Raw genomic sequence first — 22905 nt, 5'->3', positions numbered from 1 at the left:
TGCGGCCTTGTTCGTTCCCTGCAACTCGTCAATGCTTCATTGAACTCATCAACGGAAATCGAATGGCGGGCAAGCAGATCGGATGGCGGGAAGCGGGAGCCTGGCTGGCGGAGATCGTCGGGCCGGACATGCCGTATGTGCGTCTGGCCATGGTGTATGGCGTGGCGATCAGCCTGCTGTCGCTGGCCACGCCGATCTCGGTGCAGTTGCTGATCAACAGCGTGGCCAACACCGCGCTGCCCGCACCGCTGTGGACGCTGTCGAGCCTGCTGCTGGGGCTGTTGCTGCTGGTGGCCGGCCTGAGCGCGATGCGGGTGTGGGTCATGGCGCTGTTCGAGCGCCGCCTGTTTGCGCGCGTGGTCTCCGAAATCACGGTGCGCGCGGTGCATGCGCAAAACCCGTTCTTCGCCGATCAGAACCGCGGCGACATGTTCAATCGTTACTTCGATCTGGTGGTGGTGCAAAAAGCGGTGCCAAGCCTGGCCATCGGCGCCTTCACCATCGTGCTGCAATCGGCGGTCGGGCTGATACTCACCAGTTTCTACCACCCGTTCTTCCTCGGCTTCAACGCATTGCTGTTGTTGGTCATCTTCGGCATTTGGATGATCTGGTCGCGCGGTTCGATCCGCACCGCGGTCGATCTGAGCCATGCCAAGCACGAGGCCGCACGCTGGCTGGAAAGCGTCGGCGGCTCGAACGGTTTCTATAAATCCAGCCGCCATCTCAATTTCGCGATGGACCGCTCCGAAGCCGTCACTGCAGCGTATGTCGACCGGCACCGGCGCCATTTCCGCTACAGCTTCACGCAGACGGTGGCGTTTTTGCTGGTCTACGCGGTAGCCAGCGCGGCGTTGCTGGCGCTGGGCGGCAACCTGATCCTGCGCGGCGAGCTGTCGATCGGCCAGCTGGTCGCGGCCGAACTGATCCTCAGCGCGGTCTTCTACGGCATCTCGCAACTCGGTGGTTATCTGGACGCGTTTTACGACCTGGTGGCGAGCTCGGAAGAGCTGTCGCTGCTGTTTGCGATCCCGCAGGAACGCGCCGTGGTTGCGCGTGGCAAAACGCCCGGCAACAGCGCGGTGCGCCTGGATGGCGTGGTGATCGACGGCGCACGTTTCGATTTTTCTCTGGCCGCTGGCGAGCAGCTGGTGACGATCGCCGATGGCGGTGCGGAGCGGCTGCTGGCGATGATCCTCAAGCGCCACGTAGTGCCCGATCGCGGGCTGGTGATGGTGGGCGGCGCAGACATGGCCACCTTCGACATGTATCTGCTGCGCTCGGAAGTGACGGTGCTCGACCGGCCGACCATTGTCGAGGTCACCATCCGCGAATATTTGGCGCTGGCGTCGGCCGATGTGACCTCCGAAGCGATGCTGGAAGCGATCGATGCAGTTGGGTTGCGCGGCCGCATCGCCGCACTCCCGCAAGGTCTGGATACGCGCCTGGCCGCATCGGGCTACCCGTTGTGGATCGGCGAAGTGATGGCGTTGAAGCTGGCCAATGCGCTACTGGTGCGCCCGCGCGTGCTGATGCTGGCGCAGTTGTACGATCTGATTCCCGCCGATCGGCTGACCGATGTCTTGCGTCGCCTGAAAGAGGCCGGCACCACGGTGCTGCTGTGCACCGGCCGGCCGGAAGACATCACCCTGGATGGCTGGTTCCACCTGCAGCCGGAGCGGCAGCAGCGCTTTGCCACGCGCGCCGAATTGATCGCATCGACGCAGGAGGCGAACGATGCAGCACGCTCCTGATCACAACACGCACTTCCCCACCCTGGCGGCAATGCGCCCACCCAGCATCGCCAAGGCGCTGGCGTGGATGCTGCTGATCGGCATTGCCATTGCCAGCGCGATCCTGGCGCTGGCGCCGTGGGTGCAGACCGCCAGCGGCAAGGGCCAGGTGGTGGCGCTGGATCCGGGCGACCGCCAGCAACAGGTCACCGCCTTCGTGCCCGGCCGGGTCGAGCGTTGGTATGTGCACGACGGCCAGCATGTCTCGCGCGGCGATCCGATCGCGCGCGTCGGCGATCTGGATCCGGACCTGCTCACTCGCCTGGCCAGCGAACGTGCACAGGTGCAGGCCGAAATCGCCGCGATCCAGCAATCGCGCGCGGTTGCCAGCATCGACGTGGCACGTAGCAGGCAATTGCTCGCCGAAGGGCTGGCCGGCCGCCGCGACTTCGAGCTGACCCAGATCAAGGTCGCCGAGGCCGACGCCAAGCTGGCCGAATCGCGCGCCAAGCTGACCCGCATCGATATCCAGTTGAATCGTCAGTCCGCGCAATTGGTGCGCGCGCCGCGCGACGGCCGCGTGCAGCAGCTCAACGCCGCCAGCGGCAGCGCGATGGTCTCGCCCGGCACGGTGCTGGCGGTGATCGCGCCGGAGCGGGTGGAGCGCGCGGTCGAGCTGTACATCGACGGCCGCGACGTGCCGTTGATCCGCCCCGGTCGCCCGGTGCGGCTGGAGTTCGAAGGCTGGCCGGCGATCCAGTTCAGCGGCTGGCCGTCGGTGGCGCATGGCATGTTCGACGGCCGCGTGCGCGCGATCGACCCCAACGCCGCGCCCGATGGCTTGTTCCGCATCCTGGTCGAACCGCAGCCGGGCAAGCCGGCCTGGCCGGCGCGCGAGTTCGCCCGCCAGGGCGGCAAGGTGCGCGGCTGGGTGCAGGGCGAAACGGTGAAGGTCGGCTACGAATTGTGGCGCCAGCTCAACAACTTCCCGCTGGAATTCGGCCGGCGCCCGGCAGCGGCGACGCAGGATGAGGGCAAAGCCAAACCGGCAGCGTCCAAGGCCGAAGACGACGAGACCGGCAAAAAATGATCCGCCGTCTTGTCTTCTTGCTGATCGCGTTCGCGCCGGGCGCGGCAGCGGCCCAAACCACTGCGCTGACCCTGGACGAAGTGCTGCAGTCCTCGGCCCGCTCCGCGCCGCAGATTGTCGAATCGCTGGCCAAGGTCCGTCAGGCCGAAGGCAAGGGCATCTCGGCCGATGGCGCGTTCGATACCGTGTTCGATATCGACGGCCGTTCGCGCGAGGCCGGGTATTACGACGGCAGCGCGATCGAAAGCACGGTCAAGCGGCCGTTCGATAACAACGGCGGCTATTACTACGGTGGTTACCGCTCCTCGCGTGGTTCGTTCCCGGTCTACGAAGACAAGTCCTACGCCGACCGCGGCGGCGAAGTGAAAGTGGGCGCGCTGTACGCGCTGTTGCGCGACCGCGTGGTCGACGAGCGCCGCACCAAGCGCAGCGTTGCCAGCGCCGACATCAATGTCGCCCAGTACGAAGCCGAAATGGTGGCCATTGGCGTGCAGCGACGCGCGGTGGACGCGTACCAGAGCTGGGTCGCGGCGGGCCTGAAACTGCGCGCGTACAACGACCTGCTGCAACTGGCCGAGCAACGCCGCAACGCGATTTCGCGGCAGGTGACGCTGGGCGCGCGGCCGACCATCCTGCTGACCGAAAACGACCAGAACCTGGTACGCCGACGTGCGCTGGTGGTGCGTTCGGAGCAGGACTTCGCCAACGCGGCCAATGCCTTGTCGCTGTATCTGCGCGACGACACCGGCATGCCACTGATCGTCTCCAGCGAGCGCCTGCCGGCCGATACCTCCGCACTGGAAGGCCTTGCCGGCGCCAGCAAGATCACCGCACCGGTGGAGCGCCCGGACTACCGCGCCGTGCTGACCCGCATCGATCAGGCCACCGCGCGGCTGATGCTGGCGCAGAACGATCTCAAACCCCGCCTGGATGTGAGCCTGGAAGTCAGCAAGGATCTGGGCGAACCCGGCGTCGGCGGCCCGAACCGCTCGCCCACCGATGCCATCATCGGCTTCCGTTTCAGCGTGCCGCTGGAAAACCGTGCCGCCAAGGGCCGCGTTGCCGAAGCGCGCGCCGAGATCGAAGCGCTGGATCAACGCAGCCGTTACCTGCGCGACCAGATCTCGGTGGAGGTCGAGTCGGTGGTCATCTCGCTCAACGCCGCCGAGCGCCTGGCCAAGATCGCCGACGAAGAACGCAGCCTGGCCGACCGTCTCGCCGCGGCCGAGCGGCGTCGCTTCGAGCTTGGGTCGGGCGACTTCTTCCTGGTCAATCAGCGCGAAGAAACCGCCAACGACGCACGCGTGCGTTTGATCGATGCTCAGGCGCGCATTGCCTCTGCGCGCGCCGAACTGGCAGCCGCGACGGCTGATCGGGATGCGTTGCAGCTGAGTCGTTGAGCCGGCGTCGTTCGAACTTTTCCGCATCGCGCAATGACGCCCGGGTAACACGTGCCTGCGCATGCTCGCCTCCACCGGCCCGGCGCCGGTCGTGCGGTCCCTGGCGGTTCGCACTGCGACCTTGGAATCTTTCGGAGGTGCGTATGTCTTTTCGGCAATTTCCCGCAGTCGGTGCAGATGGCGAGTCTTACGTCATCATCGAATTCCGCGACGAGCTCGAATCCCCCAACGCGCAGCAATCCTGCACGACCGCGCACGCTGCGCCACGTTACGAACTCCCCGATGGCCGCCACCTGCAACGGCAAGGCCAACGTTTCGTCACCCAGGGTGGCGAGTTGCGGCTTTCGACGTCCTGAGATGGCTCTGGTCATTTTTTAACCACACAAGCCGCAGCCGTTGCAGCGCAATGGCTGCACGCAGTTATCCACATGCTTGTGCAGATTTCATCCACACCCTGTGTGGATGAAATGTATGTTGTGAGTGTGCGGCATTACGCCAAGCGACAATCAGCCAGGCGACAATCACTCGCGACGTCGACTCCTCGCCTACAGCTGCAGTCAAACCACACATGGTTGCTGCTCACATCCCGGCAGCCCGATACCAACATCGACATCGACCAACCGCACGCCGGCACTACGGTTACCCAACGCGATCGGAACGCTCCAGCACCCGCCCGATCCCGCTGCGATCGATCTCGCTGGCAGCTTGCGTCAACGCAACGCGGTCGCTGTTCGGCTCGAACCCAATCCGGAAATGCAGCTCGCCCACCGGCGTGCGCGAGGAATGGATCGACGACAGATTCACCCCATGCTGCTCGAACACATGCAGCAGCGCGCGCAGCGAGCCGGGTTGATCCTCCGGCAGATACACGCTCAGCGTCAACGGCTCGGTGAGATCGGCCAACAGGTAGCCAACACGCTCGTAGGTGTAGTTGCCCGCCGCAAGCGACTCGCGTTGCAGTGCCTGTGCGTTGTCGTCCAGAAATCGACCGCGAAACTGCGCACGCGCCGCGTCGTCGCCTTGCGCGACCAGGGCGCGCAATTCCTGTAGTTGCAGCAGTAGGCGATCAAGCATCTCGCCCACGTACGGATTACCGAACTGGATGTCTTCGTAGATCGACGGATTGAGCGAGAGAATGCGCGCGATCACTGCAGTATCCAGCTCGAACGAGGCCGAGCGATACGGCATCAGCGCGCGCAGTTCGCCGAGCAGCGGCGCGTAGTCACGCAAGGTGCCGGCCTGCGCCAGATGGGTGGCGTGCACCATCGCCTGCACCAGGGCCATCACGCGGTCGTGGTGCTCGGGCGTGGCGTACACGCATTCGGCCTGCAGCGCGCTGTAGAGCGTCTGCACCCACGCCGACCAATGCTGCAGACGCGCCTCGCAAACCACCATCACCCGCCCCTTCAAGGTCGGTGACTTGGGCGGTGCGGTCATCGGATGCAGACCGACGACGTCGGCCTGCGAGGTGAGCATTGCAGCGACCGGCGCCTGCTTGATCGAGGTGACATCCATCCACAACTGCGATGCCGCGCGCGGCCCGGCAAGTTCGACATAGCGCTCGATCAATGCGGCGGTGTGGCGAATCGGCGCAGAAAAAATCAGCACATCCGCACGCTGCGCCAGGGTCGCCTCGTCCATGCCGCCGGCCTCGGCCGGATCGAAGCCGATCACCTCCAGCCCCATGCGCACGCGCAGAAACTGCGCCAGCCATCGACCGTAGGCGCCGGCAATGCCGACGATGCCGATCACCGGCTGCGCGATCATGCCAAGCGCTCGACGGCAAAGCGCGGTGCACCCGCCAGCGCGGCCGGCGCGGCAGCCAGCACATCGAACTCTTCATACCCTGCAGACAGCGTCGCTTCCAGTGCGCTATGCACACCGCTGAGCGCATGCCCCACCGCCTGCTCGAACGGCACATCGCGCAACAGGAAACCGATCAGCAACGCCATCAACACATCGCCGGTACCGGCCACATCCACCGGCAAATGCGGCGTGGCCCAGCGATACACCGCCTCGTTGCTGACCGCCAACGTCACCAGCTCGCCGGCCGCACCGGCCACGCTGTGCGCAAGCACCCATTGCGGGCCGCGCGCAAGCAATGCGCGCGCGGCAATGATGGCATTGTCCTGTTCCAGACTCGGCAAACCGGTCAACCGCCCAAGCTCGAAGGCATTCGGCGTCACCAGCCAGGCATGCGGCAATAGCCGCTCGGCGAATACGCGTTCCAGTCCGGGTTCGACATATGGGCCAGTGTGCGTGTCGCCAATCACCGGATCCAGGCAGTAACGCAGCTGCGGCGCCTGCGGCAAGGTCTGCTCCAGCCAATCGGCAAAGACTTCGCCATTGGCCAGGCTGCCGAAATAGCCCGATACCAGAATGCGCGCGCGTTGCGGCAGCCCACGTTCGCTCGCACCCAGCAACAGATCGGCCAGCCAATCGGCCGGCAGAATACGCCCGCGCAAGGTGGCGTAAAACGGCGCATTGCTCAGCAGCGTGGTGGGCACTTCCGCCACCCGTAGCCCGAGCGCGCGCAACGGCGGCACTGCCGCGCTGTTGCCGGCATGCCCATAGACCAGTTGCGATTGCACCGAGATCACATCGATCGGCGAAGGACCATCCGGGCGCTGGCGGCGACCGTGGACGAGGTGGCTGTCGGTTGCATCGCTCATAGGGGCGGCCATCGTCGAAGGAGATGGCGCCATTATCCGCGCAACACCGGAAGCATGCTGTAGATGCGGCATGCTGTAGATGCAGCATGTCGCGGAGGCAACGCGCAGCACAACTGCATGCTGCAAGACGAGACACTACATCGACATCGACAGTGCGATGCCAACGCAGCGGATCAGTGCAGTACACGTGCACTACGGGCATAAGGCACAAAAAAAGCCGGGCACGCAGTGGTCCACGCGCCCGGCTCTCGTTGCATCAGAACACCTGACTCAGGACGTCATCCGATCCCAGAAGCCCTTGACGCCATCGATGAACGTGGCCGACTTGGGCGAATGCTTGCGCGCATCCTCACCGGTGAAGGTGGACTCGAACTGCTGCAGCAACTCGCGCTGATCGGCGGTCAAATTGACCGGCGTTTCGACCACCACGCGGCAGTACAGATCGCCTTCGGTGCGACTACGCACCGAACGCACGCCCTTGCCGCGCAGACGGAACAGCTTACCGGTCTGGGTCTCGGCCGGAATGCGGATTTCTGCCTCGCCCCCCAGCGTTGCCACACGCACGGTGTCGCCGAGCGCCGCCTGCGAAATGCGGATCGGCACCTCGCAATGCAGGTCGTCGCCATCGCGCTGGAAGATCGCATGCTCGCGTACGCGCACTTCCACATACAGATCGCCCGGCGGTGTACCGGCGGGGCCGGCTTCGCCCTCGCCTGCCAGACGGATGCGGTCGCCAGTATCCACACCGGCAGGCACCTTGATCGACAGCACCTTGTCTTCTTCCACCCGGCCGGCGCCGTGGCAGACCTTGCACGGATTCTGGATCAGCGTGCCACGCCCATCGCAATGCGGGCAGCTCTGCTGCATCGCAAAGATGCCGCGCTGGATGCGCACCTGGCCACGTCCGTGACAGGTACCGCACACCTCCACCTTGCCGTCTTCCGACCCGCTGCCGTGGCAGGGATCGCATTCGATCAGGGTCGGAATCTCGATGCGTCGCTCGATGCCGGCAACGGCTTCTTCCAGATCCAGTTCCAGCACGTAACCGACGTCGGCGCCACGTCGCGCAGCGCGCGGACCGGCGGCGCCACCGCCGAAAATATTGCCGAAGATATCGCCAAAGATATCTCCCATGTCCGGGCCACCCGGCCCACCGCTACCACCGCCCATGCCGTGCTCGAACGCAGCGTGGCCATGCGCATCGTAGGCGCGGCGCTTGTTGCCGTCCGACAACACTTCATAGGCTTCCTTGCACTCCTTGAACATCGCCTCGGCAGCAGCGTCGCCCGGATTGCGGTCCGGATGGTGCTTCATCGCACAGCGCCGATACGCCTTCTTCAGCTCCTCGTCGCTGGCGCCACGGGCCACGCCCAGCACTTCGTAGTAATCGCGTTTGCTCATAAGCCGGTATTGGGGATTCGTGATTTGAGATTCGTTGAAACGCGAAAGCGGACAGCGTGTGCTGGTCCGCCTTGGCGACGCGACGCGTAAAGGATATCGGGGCGGGAACTCACACGCACAGCGGCGTGCAAATCCCCACTCCCGACTCCCAAATCACGGCTTACTTCTTGTCGTCCTTGACCTCGGTGAACTCGGCGTCCACCACGTCATCGGCCGCCTTGGACGCCTGCGCATTGCCGCTGGCTGCATCGGCGTTGCCGCCCTGCTCTGCCGCGGCGGCTGCCGCGTACAGCGACTGGCCGGCTTCTTCCAGGGTCTTGCTGCGCGCTTCGATCTGCGCCTTGTCGTCGCCCTTCATGGCCTTTTCCAGATCCGACAGCGCCGCTTCCACCTTGCCGATCACATCGCCACCGACCTTGCTGCCATGCTCGGTGATCGCGGTGCGGGTGGCGTGGATCAGGCCATCGGCCTGATTGCGGGTCTGCACCAGTTCCTGGAACTTCTTGTCTTCTTCGCGGTTGGCTTCCGCGTCGGCGACCATGCGCTGGATCTCTTCGTCCGACAGGCCCGACCCGGCCTTGATCTCGACCTTCTGCTCCTTGTTGGTCTTCTTGTCCTTGGCCGATACGTGCAGGATGCCGTTGGCGTCGATGTCGAAAGACACCTCCACCTGCGGCATGCCGCGCGGCGCCGGCTCGATGCCGGACAGGTCGAACTTGGCCAGCGACTTGTTGAAGCGGGCCTGCTCGCGCTCACCCTGCAACACGTGCACGGTCACGGCCGACTGGTTGTCTTCGGCGGTGGAGAAGGTCTGCGAGGCCTTAGTCGGGATGGTGGTGTTCTTTTCGATGATCTTGGTGAACACGCCGCCCATGGTTTCGATACCCAGCGACAGCGGGGTCACGTCCAGCAGCAGCACGTCCTTGACGTCGCCGGCCAGCACGCCGCCCTGGATCGCGGCGCCAACGGCCACGGCTTCGTCCGGGTTGACGTCCTTACGCGGTTCCTTGCCGAAGAAATCGGCAACCGCCTGCTGCACCTTCGGCATACGGGTCTGACCGCCGACCAGGATCACTTCGTTGACATCACTGGCGCGCAGGCCGGCATCGTTCAACGCGGTGCGGCACGGCTCGATCGACTTCTTGACCAGGTCTTCCACCAGCGCTTCGAGCTTGGCACGGGTCAACTTGATGTTGAGGTGCTTCGGGCCCGATGCATCGGCGGTGACGTACGGCAGGTTCACTTCGGTCTGCTGGCTGGTCGACAGCTCGATCTTGGCGCGCTCTGCGGCGTCCTTCAGGCGCTGCAGCGCCAATGGATCCTTGCGCAGATCGATGCCCTGATCCTTGTTGAATTCGTCGACCAGATACTCGATGACGCGGTTGTCGAAGTCTTCGCCGCCCAGGAAGGTGTCGCCATTGGTGGCCAGCACTTCGAACTGCTTCTCGCCATCGACTTCGGCGATTTCGATGATCGACACGTCGAAGGTGCCGCCGCCCAGGTCGTACACCGCAATCTTGCGGTCGCCGCCATTCTTGTCCAGGCCATAGGCCAGGGCTGCAGCGGTCGGCTCGTTGATGATGCGCTTGACGTCCAGACCGGCGATGCGGCCGGCGTCCTTGGTGGCCTGACGCTGGCTGTCGTTGAAGTAGGCCGGCACCGTGATCACGGCCTCGGTGACCTTCTCGCCCAGGAAATCCTCGGCGGTCTTCTTCATCTTTTCCAGCACGCGTGCAGAGATTTCCTGCGGCGCCATACGCTTGGCATCGCTGGTCTGCACCCAGGCATCGCCATTGTCGTGGGCGAGGATGCCGTACGGCACGTGCGAGATGTCCTTCTGCACTTCGGCGTCGGTGAACTTGCGGCCGATCAGGCGCTTCACCGCGTAGAAGGTGTTCTTCGGGTTGGTGACCGCCTGGCGCTTGGCCGAGGCACCCACCAGCACTTCGCCGTCCTTGGTGTAGGCGACGATCGAAGGCGTGGTGCGATCGCCCTCGGAATTTTCGATGACGCGGGCCTTGCCGCCGTCCATGATCGACACGCACGAGTTCGTGGTGCCGAGGTCAATACCAATGATCTTGCCCATGGATACGCTCCTGATGATTCTGTAGCTGTTTCCGGCGACGCCGGGTCTGGCTGAGATGTGGGGGTGGTGCGCAGGTGTTCAAGCCACCTGTACGAATCTGCGTTCCGCGTCCGCGCCGGCCAGTTCAGCCGGCAGCAGCCTTCAGTCGTGCTTGGCCACGACCACCAGGGCCGGGCGCAGCAGGCGATCGTTGAGCAGATAGCCTTTCTGGAACACCTGCACCACGTGGCCCGGTGCGATGCCCTCAGCCTCGCCCTGGCTGATCGCCTGGTGTTGGTCCGGGTTGAACGGCTGGCCGACCGGATCGAGCAGGGTCAGGCCGTTGTCGGCGGCCACCTTGAGCAGCTGCTTGTAGGTCATGTCCAGACCGTCGCGCAGCGGGCTGGGCTGGCTGCCGGCGGCGGTCAGGCCCGCATCCAGGCTGTCGAACACCGGCAACAGCTCGCCCAGCAGCTTCTCGTTGGCGAACTTGCGTGCATTGTCGACATCGCGGGCGATGCGCTTGCGCTGGTTTTCCAGATCGGCGCGCTCGCGCAGGGCGTCGGCCTTGACCAGCGCGATCTCGCTGCGCAGCGATTCGATCTCGGCCTTGAGCGGATCGGTCTCGGGTGGGTTCTGGGACAGGTCTTCGGAGTCGAATTCGGAGTGGTCTTGGTTCATGTGCACAGTTCCCGGGCCGGCGGAACGCCCGCCCCAACGTCACCCCGTATGTGGGCGCCCGCGCGCGTTTCAAGCAAAACGATCGCCCCGATCGACTCCGGTTATCGCGATGCGTGCGGTTCCATGGCCGCGCCCAGCACCTGGGCGGCGGTCTGCACCAGCGGAATCAGGCGGTCGTAGGCCATGCGTTTAGGCCCGATCACCCCAAGCACGCCCAGCACCTGGCCATTGGCGGCATACGGCGCGGTGACCAGCGAGACGTCTTCCAGCGACACCATGCCGGTCTCCTCGCCGATGAAGATGCGCACGCCAGGCGCCTGGATGGTGCGTTCGAGCAGCTGCAGGATCTCGCGCTTGCTAGCGAAAGCCTCGAACAGCTCGCGCAGCCGGTCCAGGTCCGACAGGTCCTGCACGCCCATCAGCCGGGTCTGCCCAGCCATCACCATGTCGTCGACCTCGGCCGGCACCAGCGCCTCGCTGGCCAGGTCCACGCTGTGCGCCAGCAGCTGCTCCATCTCGTTCTTGGCCACGCGCAGCTCGCGCAGCAGCGAGGCGCGGATGTCCGACAGCGCGCGCCCGGCAAACTGCGCATTGAGGTAATTGGCCACCCGCTCCAGCTCGGCGGGCTCGTAAGCGCGGCGCGGCTCGATCACCCGGTTCTGCACCTCGTTGTCGGCAAACACCAGAATCGCCAGCACCCGCCGCGCATCCAGCGGCACGAAATCGATATGCCGGAACGCGAACTGCTCGCGCCGCGGCGCGCTGACCACGCCGACGAAGTGGCTCATCGCCGACAGCATCTGCGAGGCGCTGCCCAGCAACGATTGAGTCCCGTTGCCGCTGGCAAGCTCGGCGCGCAGGCGGCGCACTTCTTCCTCGCCCGGCGGCTGCATCTGCACCAGGCTATCGACGAACACGCGGTAGCCGTGTGCGGTAGGAATACGCCCGGCCGAGGTGTGCGGTGAGCTGAGCAGCCCCACATCTTCCAGGTCGGCCAGAATATTGCGGATGGTGGCCGGGCTGACATCCAGCCCCGCATGCTGGGCCAGCGTCTTGGAGCCCACCGGCTCGCCGTCGCGGATGTAACGGGCAATCAGCGTCCGTAGCAACTGGCGTGCGCGGGGGTCGAGCGTTGGGGACTGTGACGCGCGCATGGGATCATCCGGTGAGACTGGGCATAGATAATCTCTGGCCCCGTGATTGGCAAGGGTCTCATTCCCTCGCCGCCCCTCCCACCCTAAGCTTGCCCAAAGCGTCCACACTCGATCCCATGCTCAGACACCTCTCCATCAAGGATTTCGCCGTCGTCCGCGCCACCGAACTGGAATTCGGGCCGGGCATGACCGTGGTCTCTGGCGAAACCGGCGCCGGCAAGTCGCTGATGGTGGATGCGCTGGGCTTTCTGTCCGGCCTGCGCGCCGACAGCGGCGTGGTGCGCCACGGCGCCGACCGCGCCGAGCTCTCGGCCGAATTCCAGCTGCCCAGCGAACACCCTGGCCTGACCTGGCTGGCCGACAACGAACTGGACGACGACGCGCAATGCCAACTGCGCCGCATCATCCGCGCCGATGGCGGCTCGCGCGCCTGGATCAACGGCCGCCCGGTCACCTCTTCGCAACTGTCCGAGCTGGCGTCACGGCTGGTGGAAATCCACGGCCAGCACGAGCACCAGGCCTTGATGGCCCGCCACAGCCAGCTCACCCTGCTCGACGCCTACGCACGTAACAGCGCGCAGCGCGAACAGGTGCGCCAGGCCAGCCGGCAGTGGCAGGCGCTGCTGGACGAGCGCGATGCGCTCTCGGCGCAGGGCGATGTCTCCGACCGTATCGGCTTTCTCGAACACCAGTTGGGCGAACTCGAACGCGAAGACCTGGACCCGGCCGCAATTGCCGCGCTGGACGTCAATCATCGTCGTCAGGCGCACGCCACCGCGCTGATCGGCGCCTGTGAAAGCGTCGTCCAGCAGCTCAACGGCGACGATGGCGCATCGGCGCTGGGCCTGCTGCAAGGCAGCCGCCACGACCTGGCCCGCGTCGCCGAACACGAGCCGCGCCTTGGGGAGGTGGACGCACTGCTGGACAGTGCCGCAATCCAGATCGACGAAGCGCTGGCCCTGCTCGACCGCGTACGCGACGACCTGGATGCCGACCCGGCACAGTTCGAAGCGATGGAACGCCGGCTCGGCCGTCTGCACGATCTGGCGCGCAAGCACCGCGTGACCCCGGACGAACTGGCCGCGCAGCGCGACCGCATGAGCCAGGAAGTGGAAAGCCTGCGCGGCGCAGACGAACGCCTGCAGCAGCTGGACAAGCACATCGCCACCGCAACCGACGTCTGGCGCAACGCCGCCGCCGCCCTCAGCGCCAGCCGTACCACCGCGGCAGACTCCTTGTCGGCCGCCACCACCACGCTGATCGGCGAGCTGGGCATGGGCGGCGGGCAGTTCCTGATCCAGTTGCAGCCGCAGGACACCCTGCGCCCGGACCCGAACGGCGCCGAGCGGGTCGAATTCCTGGTCGCCGCCAACGCCGGGCAACCGCCGCGCGCGCTGCGCAAGGTCGCCTCCGGCGGCGAGCTGTCGCGGATTTCTCTGGCGATCGAAGTGGCTGCACTGGGGCTGGACAGCGTGCCGACCATGGTCTTCGACGAAGTCGATTCCGGCATCGGCGGCGCGGTGGCCGACATCGTCGGGCAGAAGCTGCGCGCCCTGGGCGAAGAGCGCCAGGTGCTGTGCGTCACCCACTTGCCGCAGGTCGCCGCCAAGGGCCACGCGCATTACCGGGTCAGCAAGGCGCCGGTGGACGGCATGACCCAGAGCGCGGTCGAACTGCTCGGCCCGCAGGCCCGTCAGGAAGAACTGGCGCGCATGCTGGGCGGTGTGGAAGTGAGCAAAGAGGCTCGCGCGGCCGCACGCAAGCTGCTGCAGAGCGCGTAATCGGCTGGATTGCTGGATTGCCGGGCGACACGCTCGGCGTTGTCGAGGCGGCTACCCTCTGCAAACGTACAAGGCGGCCGAAGCCGCCTTGTCGTTGCCGCCGTGCTGCGCGCCGGGTTTAGCGCACACGCTTCTTGCGCACGTACAGCACCAGCGAATGCTCTTCCAGCTCGTAACCGTGCTGGGCGGCGATCTGGCGCTGCAGCGCCTCGATCTCTTCGCTTTCGAACTCGATCACGTGGCCGGTATCCACATCGACCATATGGTCGTGGTGGCCACCGCGATCCAGCTCATAGACAGCCTGGCCGCCTTCGAAATTGTGCTTCAGCACCAGGCCGGCAGCCTCGAACTGGGTCAGCACCCGATACACCGTGGCCAGACCGATTTCGTCGCCGTGGTCGAGTAGCTGGCGATAGATGTCTTCTGCGCTGAGGTGATGGTGATTGCTCTTTTGTTCGAGCAATTCCAGTATCCGCATCCGCGGATGGGTCACCTTGAGCCCGACTTTGCGCAGGTCGTGGGTTTCCATACGTTCTCCGTTCATTGGCGATTTAGCGCCAGCTGCCTTCAAACGGGTCGCGGCGACCGGGGGGAGTGTATCATCGGCGTGATTTCCTCAGCACTTAATCCCCGATGCGCAATCTCCTGCTGGTCGCCGCCGTTGCTCTTTCCACCGCTGGCTGCGGCATCATCTACAAGCAGCCGATCTACCAGGGCAATCTGATCAAACAGAATGCCGTGGAGCAACTCCAGGTCGGCCAGAGCAAGCAGCAGGTCAGCGCGTTGCTGGGCACTCCTTCGATCCCCGACCCGTTCCATGCGCAGCGTTGGGACTACACGTCTACCCAGCGCGTAGACCGTCTGGCGCACACCGAGGTCAAGAACTTCGTGGTGTACTTCGAAAACGAGCAGGTTACCCGTTGGGAGGGCGATTATTTCCCGGCCCAGGACGAGCAGCTCGCCAAGTCGGCACCCAAGCAGTTCGGCCGCAATCTGGCGCGCGACAAGAAGAAGCAGCGCGGCCGTTGATGCGGCTGCTCGGCGATTTTGCGATCGTCTGAGTGTTGGCAGGACCAGAGAACGCATCCCTTCGAACGGATGCGTTTTTCATTTTTGGCTGGTCGGAAAGACGTGTTCAATCAAGGACTGCAGCGCGGGCCCTGACACCGATACAGCGCGTTTTTTGTCGGCTGCGTCGTGTCCACAGGCGCTTGTCCGAACCAACGGCTAGGTTCGGCTTCTCGGGACCGGAAGAGTTCGCTGTGCCGCACCGCGCACGTGCGTCGCAGCGCTGGCAAACGACTAGGCGTTGGGACCGGCTTTTTTGCTGGGTCCGGCACGGCGGCGACGCGCCTCTTTCGGATCCAGCAGCAGCGGCCTGAGCAATTCGACTCGGTCGCCATCGCGCAGCACCTGATCCGGTCGCGCAATTACCCCATGAATCGCCTGCGCTGCGATTGGCTGATCCACCGCCAGACCAGAAGCGGCAATCGCCTCGGCTACCGTGGCGCCGTCAGGCAGATCCAGTTGCATCGAGCTGTAGCGATCCGGCCAGGCCAACACCACTTCGACCTGCATGGCTTACACGTCGCCGCGATCGGCGACCCGCACGAAATCGTTGACCATGCGATCGGCCAGCCCCTGAAAGCCCAGCGCCAGCGCCGGACCCAGCAGACGCGAGCTGGTCTCCACTTCCATCGTCAAACTGACCTTGCAGGCGTTTTCGCCGAGCGACTGAAATTCCCACAGCCCTTCCAGACGCTTGAACGGGCCGTCGCGCAGATGCATGACGATACGTTCCGGACGCTCAAGCCGATTTTCGGTAGTGAACCAGGTGCGGAACGACGCCAGTCCCAGATCCAGGCGCGCCACGATATGCGCCTGGTCCTGCTCAAGCACATGGGCAGCATCGCACCAGCCGAAACGGCGCGGATAGGCGGCGACATCATTGACCAGATCGAACATGCGGGTGGCGCTGTGTTCGACCAGTGCGCTGCGACGGATGGTAGGCATTCTCTAACTTGTGAAAGACAGAAGATCGTTTGAAGACACCGAATCGGCGACAATAGCGGCATGAGCAAGAAACCAGCCAAGGATAAAGCAAACGGCGCGACGGCCACGAAAACCATCGCGTTGAACAAGCGTGCGCGCCACGAGTACCACCTGGAAGAGCGCTACGAAGCCGGCCTGGCCCTGCAGGGCTGGGAGGTCAAGGCGATTCGCGCCGGCCGCGCCAATATCATTGACGGCTACGCGTATGTGCGCTCCGGCGAGATTTTCCTGATCGGCGCGCAGATCACACCGCTGATCCAGGCCTCCAGCCACACCGTGCCGGTGGAACGCCGCGACCGCAAGCTGCTGCTGCATCGTCGGGAAATCGACAAGGTGCTGAGCAGCGTCGAACGCGACGGCTACACCCTGGTGCCCACTGCGCTGTACTGGAGCAACAACAAGGTCAAGCTGGAAATCGCACTGGCCAAGGGCAAGCAGAATCACGACAAGCGCGACGCCGCCAAGGACCGCGACTGGCAGCGCGACAAGCAGCGCGTGATGCGGCGGCATAATCGCGATGCGTGAGGGGCCGGGATTGGGGATTCGGCATTGGGAATTCGTAACCGCAAATGCTGCTTGCTGATTCAGATGTAGCAACGTCTTTGCGCCATCCACACGATGGGAGCCACCAGCGTCCTGACGTGCTTTTGCCAATCCCCAATCCCGAATCCCGAATCACGTCCTCCCAAGCATCCGCATCAGATTCGGCACCCCCCTGCCCTGCACATAGCGATCGCGTTGCAGGTCGGTACTGGTTTCCAGCAGCAGTTGCTTGACCCGATCCGGAAAGCCGATGAACTCGCGGCGTGCGGAGAGGAAGCCGGCCAATACGCCGGAGACATGCGGTGCGGCCATGCTGGTACCGCTCATCTCCACCATCAGGCTGGCCGCATCGTTCGGGTCGAAGTCGTAATAGGCCGACAGGATCTTTTCGCCTGGTGCGACCACATCGGGCTTGCCGCGGCCATCGGCGGTCGGCCCGCGCGACGAAAAATACGAGACGCCGTAATTGTGCGGGCTGCTCTTGTGCACCGAGCCGACCACGATGGCGTCTTCCAGATTGCCCGGGTCGCTGATCGACAGATCCATGTTGGCCGGATATGCATCGCCGTCGTTGCGCATCAACCAGGCCATGCCCTCGTTGCCGGCGGCAACGACAACCAGTACACCTTGCCGCCATAGCCGGCGCAACTCGTTGCACAACGGCGTAAAACCGCAGCCGTAACTCTCCGGGTCGAAGTAGCCGCCCAGGCTCAGGTTGACCCCGTGGATGACCAACTCGCCTGCGCGCTCGTTGATCGCCGCCACTTGCTGCACCGCCTTGATCATCCAGGAATCGCGACCGTTTCCGGTGTCGTCCAGCACCTTGAATCCATACAACTGCGTGTCCGGCGCCATGCCGGCGAACTCCTGTGGTTTACCGGGATTGCCCTCCACGTCCGCGATCACCGCGCGAGATTGGCCGGCGATGATGCCGGCGATATGGGTGCCGTGCCCATGCCGATCGAGTCTGGCGAATGCATCGCCATCTGCGCGCGTCAATCGTTTAGGCGCGCCACGCTACATACAGCCAAGCAAGTGGACGCTGACACTAAATAAACTGGACGAAGCTATCAGCCAAACTGGACGGCGACGTCATTTAGGCTGGACGGTTGTGACTTGCAAAGTCAGCGCAGCCAGGCAAGGAGGATGCAACTCGGCTGGCCTGCTGCTGGTCAGAGGCAGCGCTTATAGAGCGCCCAGCGCCGCCTGCGGGAGGACTGCGCGGCCACGTACTGCTAGCGAGGGATTCTCACGGAGCCTAAACGCCGGCAGAGCTAGAGCAGGCGCGGGCCGATCACGCCTGCTCCGGCAGTTCGAAGAAGTCCGCGTAGCGGGAACTGAAGCTCTCGCGGTCTGTGACGAATGCCTCCAGATCTGCTGCAATTCCATGCGCGAAAGGTGGTAATTCGATACCATGCGCATGCGCCAATGCTCGGACGGCCAATTCGGTCTTCGCAGCGCTTCCTCTACTGTCAGGCATGGCATGCGCCATCCACCAGTGGAGACTACCCAGCGTCGGCATCAGGCTGGCGGGATCGTGGCGTTGTGCGATTAAGTTGCTAAACAAGGTTTCGACATGATTCATGATCGGCTGCACCATTCCGAATGGTGTGTGCTCAATGACAAATGGAAAAGCTGAGCCTTCAACCTGCAGACCGTTTCCTTTCCGCCCTTGCTGGGCGAGCGAATGGTAGAAGTCGTCAGGATTCACAGCCAGCTTTAATTGGGTGAGCGGTATCATTGCCCCATTCAGTACACCTACCATTTCGAAAACATCATGCGCCATGAATGTTTTGGGCAGCGCCTGCTCACTTTTTGCAACAAGGTCGTTCGCTTGCCGGATCAGCGGAAGCTGGCGCACCCTTGGTCGCAGATATGCATAGTGTTTTGTAAGAGGCGTGGAGACGTTCTTTTGCCGTGGGTAGCCCGCCGCAAATGGCTGTGCATTTCCTTTCGTTTGACCGGGGCCCTCTGCCTGCGGATTTTGTTGTGTAGCCCAGCTATGACGTGCTGCGCCTGAGAAATCCCACAACTGCCGGAAGGTCTGGATCTGCCCGCTTGCAATACGTTCGCCACCTTCCCGCGCAGTGGCATAAAATCGGCGGCCATACTCTTGATTCTCTGGGGTTGACTCTTGGTTGACGCGCGGATCTGGCCATCGTGCCACGCCCGTCAGCGCGACCTGTGCGGGCGACAGACTGCACTCGGTAGCAGGTCCTGGCAGTGACCTGCGGATAGGCGGCGATACCGAGGTGATACTATGGTTCAGCCCCTGCATGCCGGGCGCCAGAGCCGCGAAGGCAGCCTCCCTCAACAACGTCTGGGACCACTCCGTGAGGGATTGATGTCTCGGCTCATGGAAGCGACTGCTTTCAATGTGGAGCGTATGTTCGCCTTGTTCCTCGGTGTAAAGCACTTGCAGCTGCACATCAGAACTGATTCGTTCCTCTGGAGCCAGCGCCTGGTGGGGGCGGCGATGTTTCAGTTCCACGGTCACTTTCTCCCACGGTCTGGACAGCGCCATGTCGATAGCTGCCAGCGCTACGTTTTCCCCGTGCTGCTGAACTTTGTGCGGCAAATGGCCGGCGCCAGCCCGCCTTGCCCTACGAGCCCCGAGTGACCCCAAGCCATACAGGCTAGGTGACATGGGCGCCTCGGGAGATGACGGCGTAGAGGGCGTGGTCTGCTCTGCGGCGTGGGCTGCATAATCCTCAAGTGAGCCCGCCACGCTCGGCTTTGAAACGCATAGACCCATGTTGATCTCCTACAGTGACTGTCGGAGCAAGTTTGGCGAGAAGCTCTCCGATTCGCGCTGGCTCACCGAAGTCATAGCTGGGACGACGAAGCATTGACGCGCGGGATTCTCGAGCCTCTATAGAGGCTTGGCAGGGATTCTTGAAAAAATCCTTTTCTGACAGCAGGTTAGATCACTTTTTGCTTTTTTTACGAATCCCCCCCCCGACCCTCGATCGGCTTGTATTACATATCGATGTAATCGAACACTTCGGTGCGAAGTCTTGGAGCAGAGGGGTTCAACATCCGATTCCACGGGCGCTTACGAGAAGGCCGATTGAGGCCGTGAGGAGGGTTCATGTCAAAGCGAAGGAAGTTCAGGCGCCCGAAGCGGCAATTCGATCTCTCACCTCATCCGGCATCAGGCGCTCGCGCCTGCCGGCTTGAAGCGTCCTCAGTCCCCACTCCCATGCAATGTCTTGCTCTGCGACCCATCGCCTGGCGTTCTCGCTGGATTGTTCGACCGGCTGAGTCAGCCGAAAGCGTGGTCCGAGCCCAAAGAACAGATCGAAACCAAAATCAATCGTCAGCAACCGACGCAGCTGCCGGGTATGCCCGCCCGGGAGATAGCCATCCCATCCAGCGTCCTCTAGCTGCAGTACGACGCGGGAGAAGCAGAAAGCCTGCCTTTGCATGATCCTTGGATGCAGATCAAACGCAAGCTCCTTGTCTTCTGCCAACGGAAAAATGAAGCAGATGAAGTAGGCGAACAGCTCCTCTGCGATCTCCCACAGCGGACCCTCAATCGTGGCCAGGAACAGGCTGGCGTGCAGCGAACGCCCGAGTTCAAAAGCCCGCCCTTGATTTCCTGCTTCATGCGCTTCTCGAAGCAATACGACGAGCGCGGCTAGGCTATCCAGGCCCGCTTGTCCCTCCAGGCGTCGAGTCACTTGGCGCGTTGCTTTACGCCGCACATAGCGTCCGCGCTCCAACGCCTGCTGATCGAAGATCGCCATCTGGATCCCGGGTCCCAACCGCTTTAGCAGCGTGTCGGCACTTACCCCAACAGGGCGGGAGATGTCCAGCGCGTCCCAAGCTGCTGCCATGAGGATTTCACTGGAGCCTGCCATGGCTGCTTCTGTGGTGCGGAGAGTTTCGGCGCCGGGGACGTGCTTACCCAGGGCGTACTTGGCCCACAAATTGTGATGGTGCTCGCCCTTGAGGTAGGTGCCGGGCTGCAAAACCTGACCCAGGCGATAGGCCGTCGGACGGCCCATACGCGCCCGCAGCCCCTCGAACCATAAGCCAACCTTCAGCACGTTCAAGGCCTTCTCAGCGGAACGGTTTGCGTTCGATTCGGCTAAGCGAACTACCGCTTTTACCCGGCCAAGTTTGTAGTCCTTGATCTGTATCAATGGCTTATCGACTCATTGCGGTGCAATTTAGAGTAACGCGGAAGCCCTCAGTTTCCTTCTGGGCGACTATCGGTGCAATCGTTACGCTAGCGGCATGACAGAGCGTGACGAACACATCGGCGCGTTGGCCAAAGTCCTGGAGCAGGATCTGTTGCACCACTACGGCCCGGTGATCGGCCAGGATGATCTGCGCCAAGCACTGGGCTACACCTCGCTGGATGCGTTCCGGCAGGCTCTGTCCCGTGACTCGCTGCCGGTGCCGGTGTTCCCCATCCCTAATCGCCGCGGCAAATACGCGCTTGCCAAAGACATTGCGCACTGGCTGGCAGGCTTGCGCGACCAAGCCATCCGGGCATCGCACCCAAACGGAAACACGCCATGACTGCGAACATGGAAGACAGGGGGTCAGCATGACCTGACGACTCCCACCGCCATTCCACACGTGGGAAATGCAAAAGCCCCCAAGCGCGTCAACGCTTGGGGGCTTTGAGGGTGTAGCTAGAACCTATTCGCTGCATTCTCGGCATCCGCCCTCCCTTCGTCAATCCCTGTTTGCCAGCTCTTACGCGCTGGCGCGGGGGACTGTTGCCGCTGTTCTGGCCCGGATGCTGGTGCCTGGAACGAAGGCGGTGCAAGGAGTGCCATGAATCCGTTGAAAGACCTGTGCCGGTGCCTGCTGCGCACTGACCTGACCGATCGGCAGGTTGGTCAAAAGTTGAATCGCTCGCCGACCACGGTCGGCCGCTATCGCAAACGCCTGCGAGCCCTCTCACAATCGTGGGATGACATCGAGAGCATGGACGAAGTCGCGCTGGCGCGCCGATTGAATCCGGGCAAAAGTAGTGCGAAGAAGTTGCTCGTTGAACCGGATTGGTCGTATGTGCACGCCGAGCTGCAGCGGCGCGGCATGACGATCGCGCTATTGCATGAGGAATATGCCCTTGGCTTGGAAGCCGGGGCGATGTCAGAGACCGAGTTCCGACGCCGCTACCGCCGCTATGCGCGTAAGCGAGGACTGGTCATGCGTCAGGTGCGTGTACCGGGACAACAGCTGTTTCTGGACTTCTCCGGAGTGCGCCCTTCGATCACTGATCAGATGACCGGCGCAACAACCCCGGTGGAGCTCTTCGTGGCGGTCATGGGTGCCAGCCGCAAGACCTTCGTCTATGCCGTCGCAAGCCAGAAATCGGTTGACTGGATCGCTTGCAATGCAAAGGCGCTGGAGTTCTTTGCGGGCGTGCCCACCTATCTGGTGCCGGATAACCTCAAGGCGGCGGTGACCTCCGTTTCCGGGCAGGACGGGGCACTGCTGAACATGACCTACGCCGAGTTCGCTGCACACTACGACACCATGGTGCTGCCGGCACGTCCGCGCAAACCTACGGACAAGGCGCCGGTGGAGATTGGGGTGCAACTGGCCCAGCGTTGGATCCTGGCGCGGCTGCGCAATCGGGTGTTCTTCTCGCTGGAGGAACTGAATCGCGCCATTGCCGAGCTGGTGGACCGCATGAACCTTCGTCCGATGCGTGGGTCCGGCGGAAAAAGCCGTCAGCAACTGTTCGAGGAACTGGACGGCCCCGCGCTGCGTCCCTGTCCGCAGATGCCCTACGAGTACGCAGAGTGGAAGCTTAAGGTCCCTGTGGGACAGGATTACCACGTCCCTTGGCAGGGCCACTTTTACTCGGTTCCTCACACATTGGTTGGCGCAAAGGTGAACTTGAAGGTCACCCGGGAGGCCGTGGCAGTCTTCCACCGCGACAAGCGGGTGGCCATGCATCCGCGCAGCGGCGAAGTGGGTGGATGTAGCACGTCACCGGAGCACCAGCCACCGGCTCATCGCGCTTACGCACAAGACACGCCGGACGTACTGATGACATGGGCGCGTCAGCAAGGAGGCGCCCTGCATAAGTTCGTGCAACGACATAGCGCGACCCATCGCCGACCGGCACTGACCCTGCAAGCCTGTCGAGGGCTGCGACGCCTTGCGCGTGAACACGGGATCGAAAGGCTGCAGGCGGCCTGTGACCGGGCAGTGCGCATCCAAGCAAACAGTGTCAGCTCGGTGAAGTCGATCCTGGTGCGCCATCTGGATCGCAGCGCATCTTGCGATGACAGTGCAAGCAACGATGACGCTCCACAGGCGCACGAAAACGTGCGCGGTGCTAACTACTACTCATAATTCAGGGAG

At 63.4% G+C, this 22905-nt stretch carries 20 protein-coding genes and 2 pseudogenes; 9 read left to right on the top strand and 13 right to left on the bottom strand.

The genetic code is table 11. From position 1 onward, the window contains the following. Positions 1–62 precede the first annotated feature (62 nt). The 4 genes from NMB96_RS14235 (at position 63) to NMB96_RS14220 (ending at position 4576) form a co-directional block, all read left to right on the top strand. Entirely contained in the window at positions 63–1751 is a 1689-nt protein-coding gene (locus NMB96_RS14235; RefSeq protein ID WP_023903546.1) for an ATP-binding cassette domain-containing protein, read from the top strand. Further along, entirely contained in the window at positions 1735–2820 is a 1086-nt protein-coding gene (locus tag NMB96_RS14230; protein ID WP_023903545.1) for an efflux RND transporter periplasmic adaptor subunit, read from the top strand. Before NMB96_RS14235 ends, NMB96_RS14230 begins: the two co-directional genes overlap by 17 nt. Further along, a complete protein-coding gene (locus tag NMB96_RS14225; RefSeq protein WP_023903544.1) occupies positions 2817–4220 on the top strand; it encodes a TolC family protein in 1404 nt (467 codons plus the stop codon). Before NMB96_RS14230 ends, NMB96_RS14225 begins: the two co-directional genes overlap by 4 nt. 143 nt (positions 4221–4363) lie before the next feature. Next, complete coding sequence (locus tag NMB96_RS14220; protein ID WP_023903543.1) at positions 4364–4576, top strand: hypothetical protein; 213 nt, start codon at positions 4364–4366, stop codon at positions 4574–4576. Between the two features lie 283 nt (positions 4577–4859). Here NMB96_RS14220 and NMB96_RS14215 read toward each other — a convergent pair whose 3' ends face one another. The 6 genes from NMB96_RS14215 to hrcA form a co-directional block, all read right to left on the bottom strand. Then, positions 4860–5987, bottom strand: coding sequence for a prephenate dehydrogenase (locus NMB96_RS14215; RefSeq protein WP_023903542.1), 1128 nt, complete (start codon positions 5985–5987; stop codon positions 4860–4862). Further along, positions 5984–6892 carry a pyridoxal kinase gene (gene pdxY / locus NMB96_RS14210; protein ID WP_023903541.1) on the bottom strand — a complete coding sequence of 303 codons (909 nt, stop codon included), beginning with the start codon at positions 6890–6892 and terminating at the stop codon, positions 5984–5986. Before pdxY ends, NMB96_RS14215 begins: the two co-directional genes overlap by 4 nt. Before the next feature lie 270 nt (positions 6893–7162). Next, on the bottom strand, positions 7163–8293 hold the full coding sequence (gene dnaJ / locus NMB96_RS14205; RefSeq protein WP_023903540.1) for a molecular chaperone DnaJ: 1131 nt from the start codon (positions 8291–8293) through the stop codon (positions 7163–7165). 160 nt (positions 8294–8453) lie between these two features. Continuing rightward, positions 8454–10379, bottom strand: coding sequence for a molecular chaperone DnaK (gene dnaK / locus NMB96_RS14200; protein WP_006449460.1), 1926 nt, complete (start codon positions 10377–10379; stop codon positions 8454–8456). Positions 10380–10520: 141 nt separating this feature from the next. Beyond that, positions 10521–11039, bottom strand: a complete 519-nt coding sequence (grpE, locus tag NMB96_RS14195) for a nucleotide exchange factor GrpE (protein ID WP_023903539.1) — start codon at positions 11037–11039, stop codon at positions 10521–10523. Between the two features lie 101 nt (positions 11040–11140). Next, on the bottom strand, positions 11141–12193 hold the full coding sequence (gene hrcA / locus NMB96_RS14190; protein ID WP_255085067.1) for a heat-inducible transcriptional repressor HrcA: 1053 nt from the start codon (positions 12191–12193) through the stop codon (positions 11141–11143). Positions 12194–12309: 116 nt separating this feature from the next. Here hrcA and recN point away from each other — a divergent pair, with 116 nt between their 5' ends. Beyond that, positions 12310–13974, top strand: coding sequence for a DNA repair protein RecN (recN, locus tag NMB96_RS14185; RefSeq protein WP_043889748.1), 1665 nt, complete (start codon positions 12310–12312; stop codon positions 13972–13974). A 118-nt stretch (positions 13975–14092) separates the two neighbouring features. Here recN and fur read toward each other — a convergent pair whose 3' ends face one another. Continuing rightward, the gene (fur, locus tag NMB96_RS14180; RefSeq protein WP_006449456.1) at positions 14093–14503 is read right to left on the bottom strand and encodes a ferric iron uptake transcriptional regulator; all 411 of its coding nucleotides are present in this window, start codon (positions 14501–14503) and stop codon (positions 14093–14095) included. 104 nt (positions 14504–14607) lie between these two features. On the opposite strand from fur, the gene NMB96_RS14175 reads away from it, so the two are divergent. Further along, positions 14608–15003: an outer membrane protein assembly factor BamE gene (locus NMB96_RS14175; protein WP_006449455.1), complete on the top strand. Its 396-nt coding sequence runs from the start codon at positions 14608–14610 to the stop codon at positions 15001–15003. Between the two features lie 273 nt (positions 15004–15276). On the opposite strand, the gene NMB96_RS14170 is transcribed toward NMB96_RS14175, so the two are convergent. Together NMB96_RS14170 and NMB96_RS14165 are read right to left on the bottom strand one after the other, a co-directional pair. After that, entirely contained in the window at positions 15277–15552 is a 276-nt protein-coding gene (locus NMB96_RS14170; RefSeq protein WP_023903535.1) for an RnfH family protein, read from the bottom strand. A 3-nt stretch (positions 15553–15555) separates the two neighbouring features. Further along, positions 15556–15987 carry a type II toxin-antitoxin system RatA family toxin gene (locus NMB96_RS14165; protein WP_023903534.1) on the bottom strand — a complete coding sequence of 144 codons (432 nt, stop codon included), beginning with the start codon at positions 15985–15987 and terminating at the stop codon, positions 15556–15558. Between the two features lie 60 nt (positions 15988–16047). On the opposite strand from NMB96_RS14165, the gene smpB reads away from it, so the two are divergent. Beyond that, positions 16048–16551: an SsrA-binding protein SmpB gene (gene smpB, locus NMB96_RS14160; RefSeq protein WP_006449452.1), complete on the top strand. Its 504-nt coding sequence runs from the start codon at positions 16048–16050 to the stop codon at positions 16549–16551. 150 nt (positions 16552–16701) lie between these two features. Here smpB and NMB96_RS14155 read toward each other — a convergent pair. The 4 genes and pseudogenes from NMB96_RS14155 to NMB96_RS14145 all read right to left on the bottom strand — a co-directional run. Further along, positions 16702–17586 (bottom strand): annotated as a pseudogene (locus NMB96_RS14155) (S8 family peptidase); the annotation flags it as partial. A 277-nt stretch (positions 17587–17863) separates the two neighbouring features. Further along, positions 17864–18847, bottom strand: a complete 984-nt coding sequence (gene xopAH / locus NMB96_RS14150) for a XopAH/AvrB family type III secretion system effector (RefSeq protein ID WP_425520928.1) — start codon at positions 18845–18847, stop codon at positions 17864–17866. Positions 18848–19126: 279 nt separating this feature from the next. Then, positions 19127–19324 (bottom strand): annotated as a pseudogene (locus NMB96_RS23395) (XopE/AvrPphe family type III secretion system effector); the annotation flags it as partial. A 355-nt stretch (positions 19325–19679) separates the two neighbouring features. Further along, on the bottom strand, positions 19680–20717 hold the full coding sequence (locus NMB96_RS14145) for a hypothetical protein (protein WP_255085065.1): 1038 nt from the start codon (positions 20715–20717) through the stop codon (positions 19680–19682). A gap of 94 nt (positions 20718–20811) precedes the next feature. Here NMB96_RS14145 and NMB96_RS14140 point away from each other — a divergent pair, with 94 nt between their 5' ends. Both NMB96_RS14140 and istA read left to right on the top strand, forming a co-directional pair. Then, positions 20812–21099 carry a hypothetical protein gene (locus NMB96_RS14140; protein WP_046932707.1) on the top strand — a complete coding sequence of 96 codons (288 nt, stop codon included), beginning with the start codon at positions 20812–20814 and terminating at the stop codon, positions 21097–21099. Positions 21100–21360: 261 nt separating this feature from the next. After that, complete coding sequence (istA, locus tag NMB96_RS14135; RefSeq protein WP_229009178.1) at positions 21361–22896, top strand: IS21 family transposase; 1536 nt, start codon at positions 21361–21363, stop codon at positions 22894–22896. The last annotated feature ends 9 nt before the right edge of the window (positions 22897–22905 follow it).

The sequence above is a fragment of the Xanthomonas hortorum genome (assembly GCF_024339125.1).
In the GTDB taxonomy this organism is placed as follows: Bacteria; Pseudomonadota; Gammaproteobacteria; order Xanthomonadales; family Xanthomonadaceae; genus Xanthomonas; species Xanthomonas hortorum.
This window is presented reverse-complemented; position numbering and strand designations above follow the sequence as displayed.

Coding starts and splice junctions, on each gene's coding strand:
- NMB96_RS14235 (WP_023903546.1), top strand. CDS start 63: ATGGCGGGCAAGCAGATCGGATGGCGGGAAGCGGGAGCCTGGCTGGCG.
- NMB96_RS14230 (WP_023903545.1), top strand. CDS start 1,735: ATGCAGCACGCTCCTGATCACAACACGCACTTCCCCACCCTGGCGGCA.
- NMB96_RS14225 (WP_023903544.1), top strand. CDS start 2,817: ATGATCCGCCGTCTTGTCTTCTTGCTGATCGCGTTCGCGCCGGGCGCG.
- NMB96_RS14220 (WP_023903543.1), top strand. CDS start 4,364: ATGTCTTTTCGGCAATTTCCCGCAGTCGGTGCAGATGGCGAGTCTTAC.
- NMB96_RS14215 (WP_023903542.1), bottom strand. CDS start 5,987: ATGATCGCGCAGCCGGTGATCGGCATCGTCGGCATTGCCGGCGCCTAC.
- pdxY (WP_023903541.1), bottom strand. CDS start 6,892: ATGAGCGATGCAACCGACAGCCACCTCGTCCACGGTCGCCGCCAGCGC.
- dnaJ (WP_023903540.1), bottom strand. CDS start 8,293: ATGAGCAAACGCGATTACTACGAAGTGCTGGGCGTGGCCCGTGGCGCC.
- dnaK (WP_006449460.1), bottom strand. CDS start 10,379: ATGGGCAAGATCATTGGTATTGACCTCGGCACCACGAACTCGTGCGTG.
- grpE (WP_023903539.1), bottom strand. CDS start 11,039: ATGAACCAAGACCACTCCGAATTCGACTCCGAAGACCTGTCCCAGAAC.
- hrcA (WP_255085067.1), bottom strand. CDS start 12,193: ATGCGCGCGTCACAGTCCCCAACGCTCGACCCCCGCGCACGCCAGTTG.
- recN (WP_043889748.1), top strand. CDS start 12,310: ATGCTCAGACACCTCTCCATCAAGGATTTCGCCGTCGTCCGCGCCACC.
- fur (WP_006449456.1), bottom strand. CDS start 14,503: ATGGAAACCCACGACCTGCGCAAAGTCGGGCTCAAGGTGACCCATCCG.
- NMB96_RS14175 (WP_006449455.1), top strand. CDS start 14,608: ATGCGCAATCTCCTGCTGGTCGCCGCCGTTGCTCTTTCCACCGCTGGC.
- NMB96_RS14170 (WP_023903535.1), bottom strand. CDS start 15,552: ATGCAGGTCGAAGTGGTGTTGGCCTGGCCGGATCGCTACAGCTCGATG.
- NMB96_RS14165 (WP_023903534.1), bottom strand. CDS start 15,987: ATGCCTACCATCCGTCGCAGCGCACTGGTCGAACACAGCGCCACCCGC.
- smpB (WP_006449452.1), top strand. CDS start 16,048: ATGAGCAAGAAACCAGCCAAGGATAAAGCAAACGGCGCGACGGCCACG.
- xopAH (WP_425520928.1), bottom strand. CDS start 18,847: ATGCAGGGGCTGAACCATAGTATCACCTCGGTATCGCCGCCTATCCGC.
- NMB96_RS14140 (WP_046932707.1), top strand. CDS start 20,812: ATGACAGAGCGTGACGAACACATCGGCGCGTTGGCCAAAGTCCTGGAG.
- istA (WP_229009178.1), top strand. CDS start 21,361: ATGAATCCGTTGAAAGACCTGTGCCGGTGCCTGCTGCGCACTGACCTG.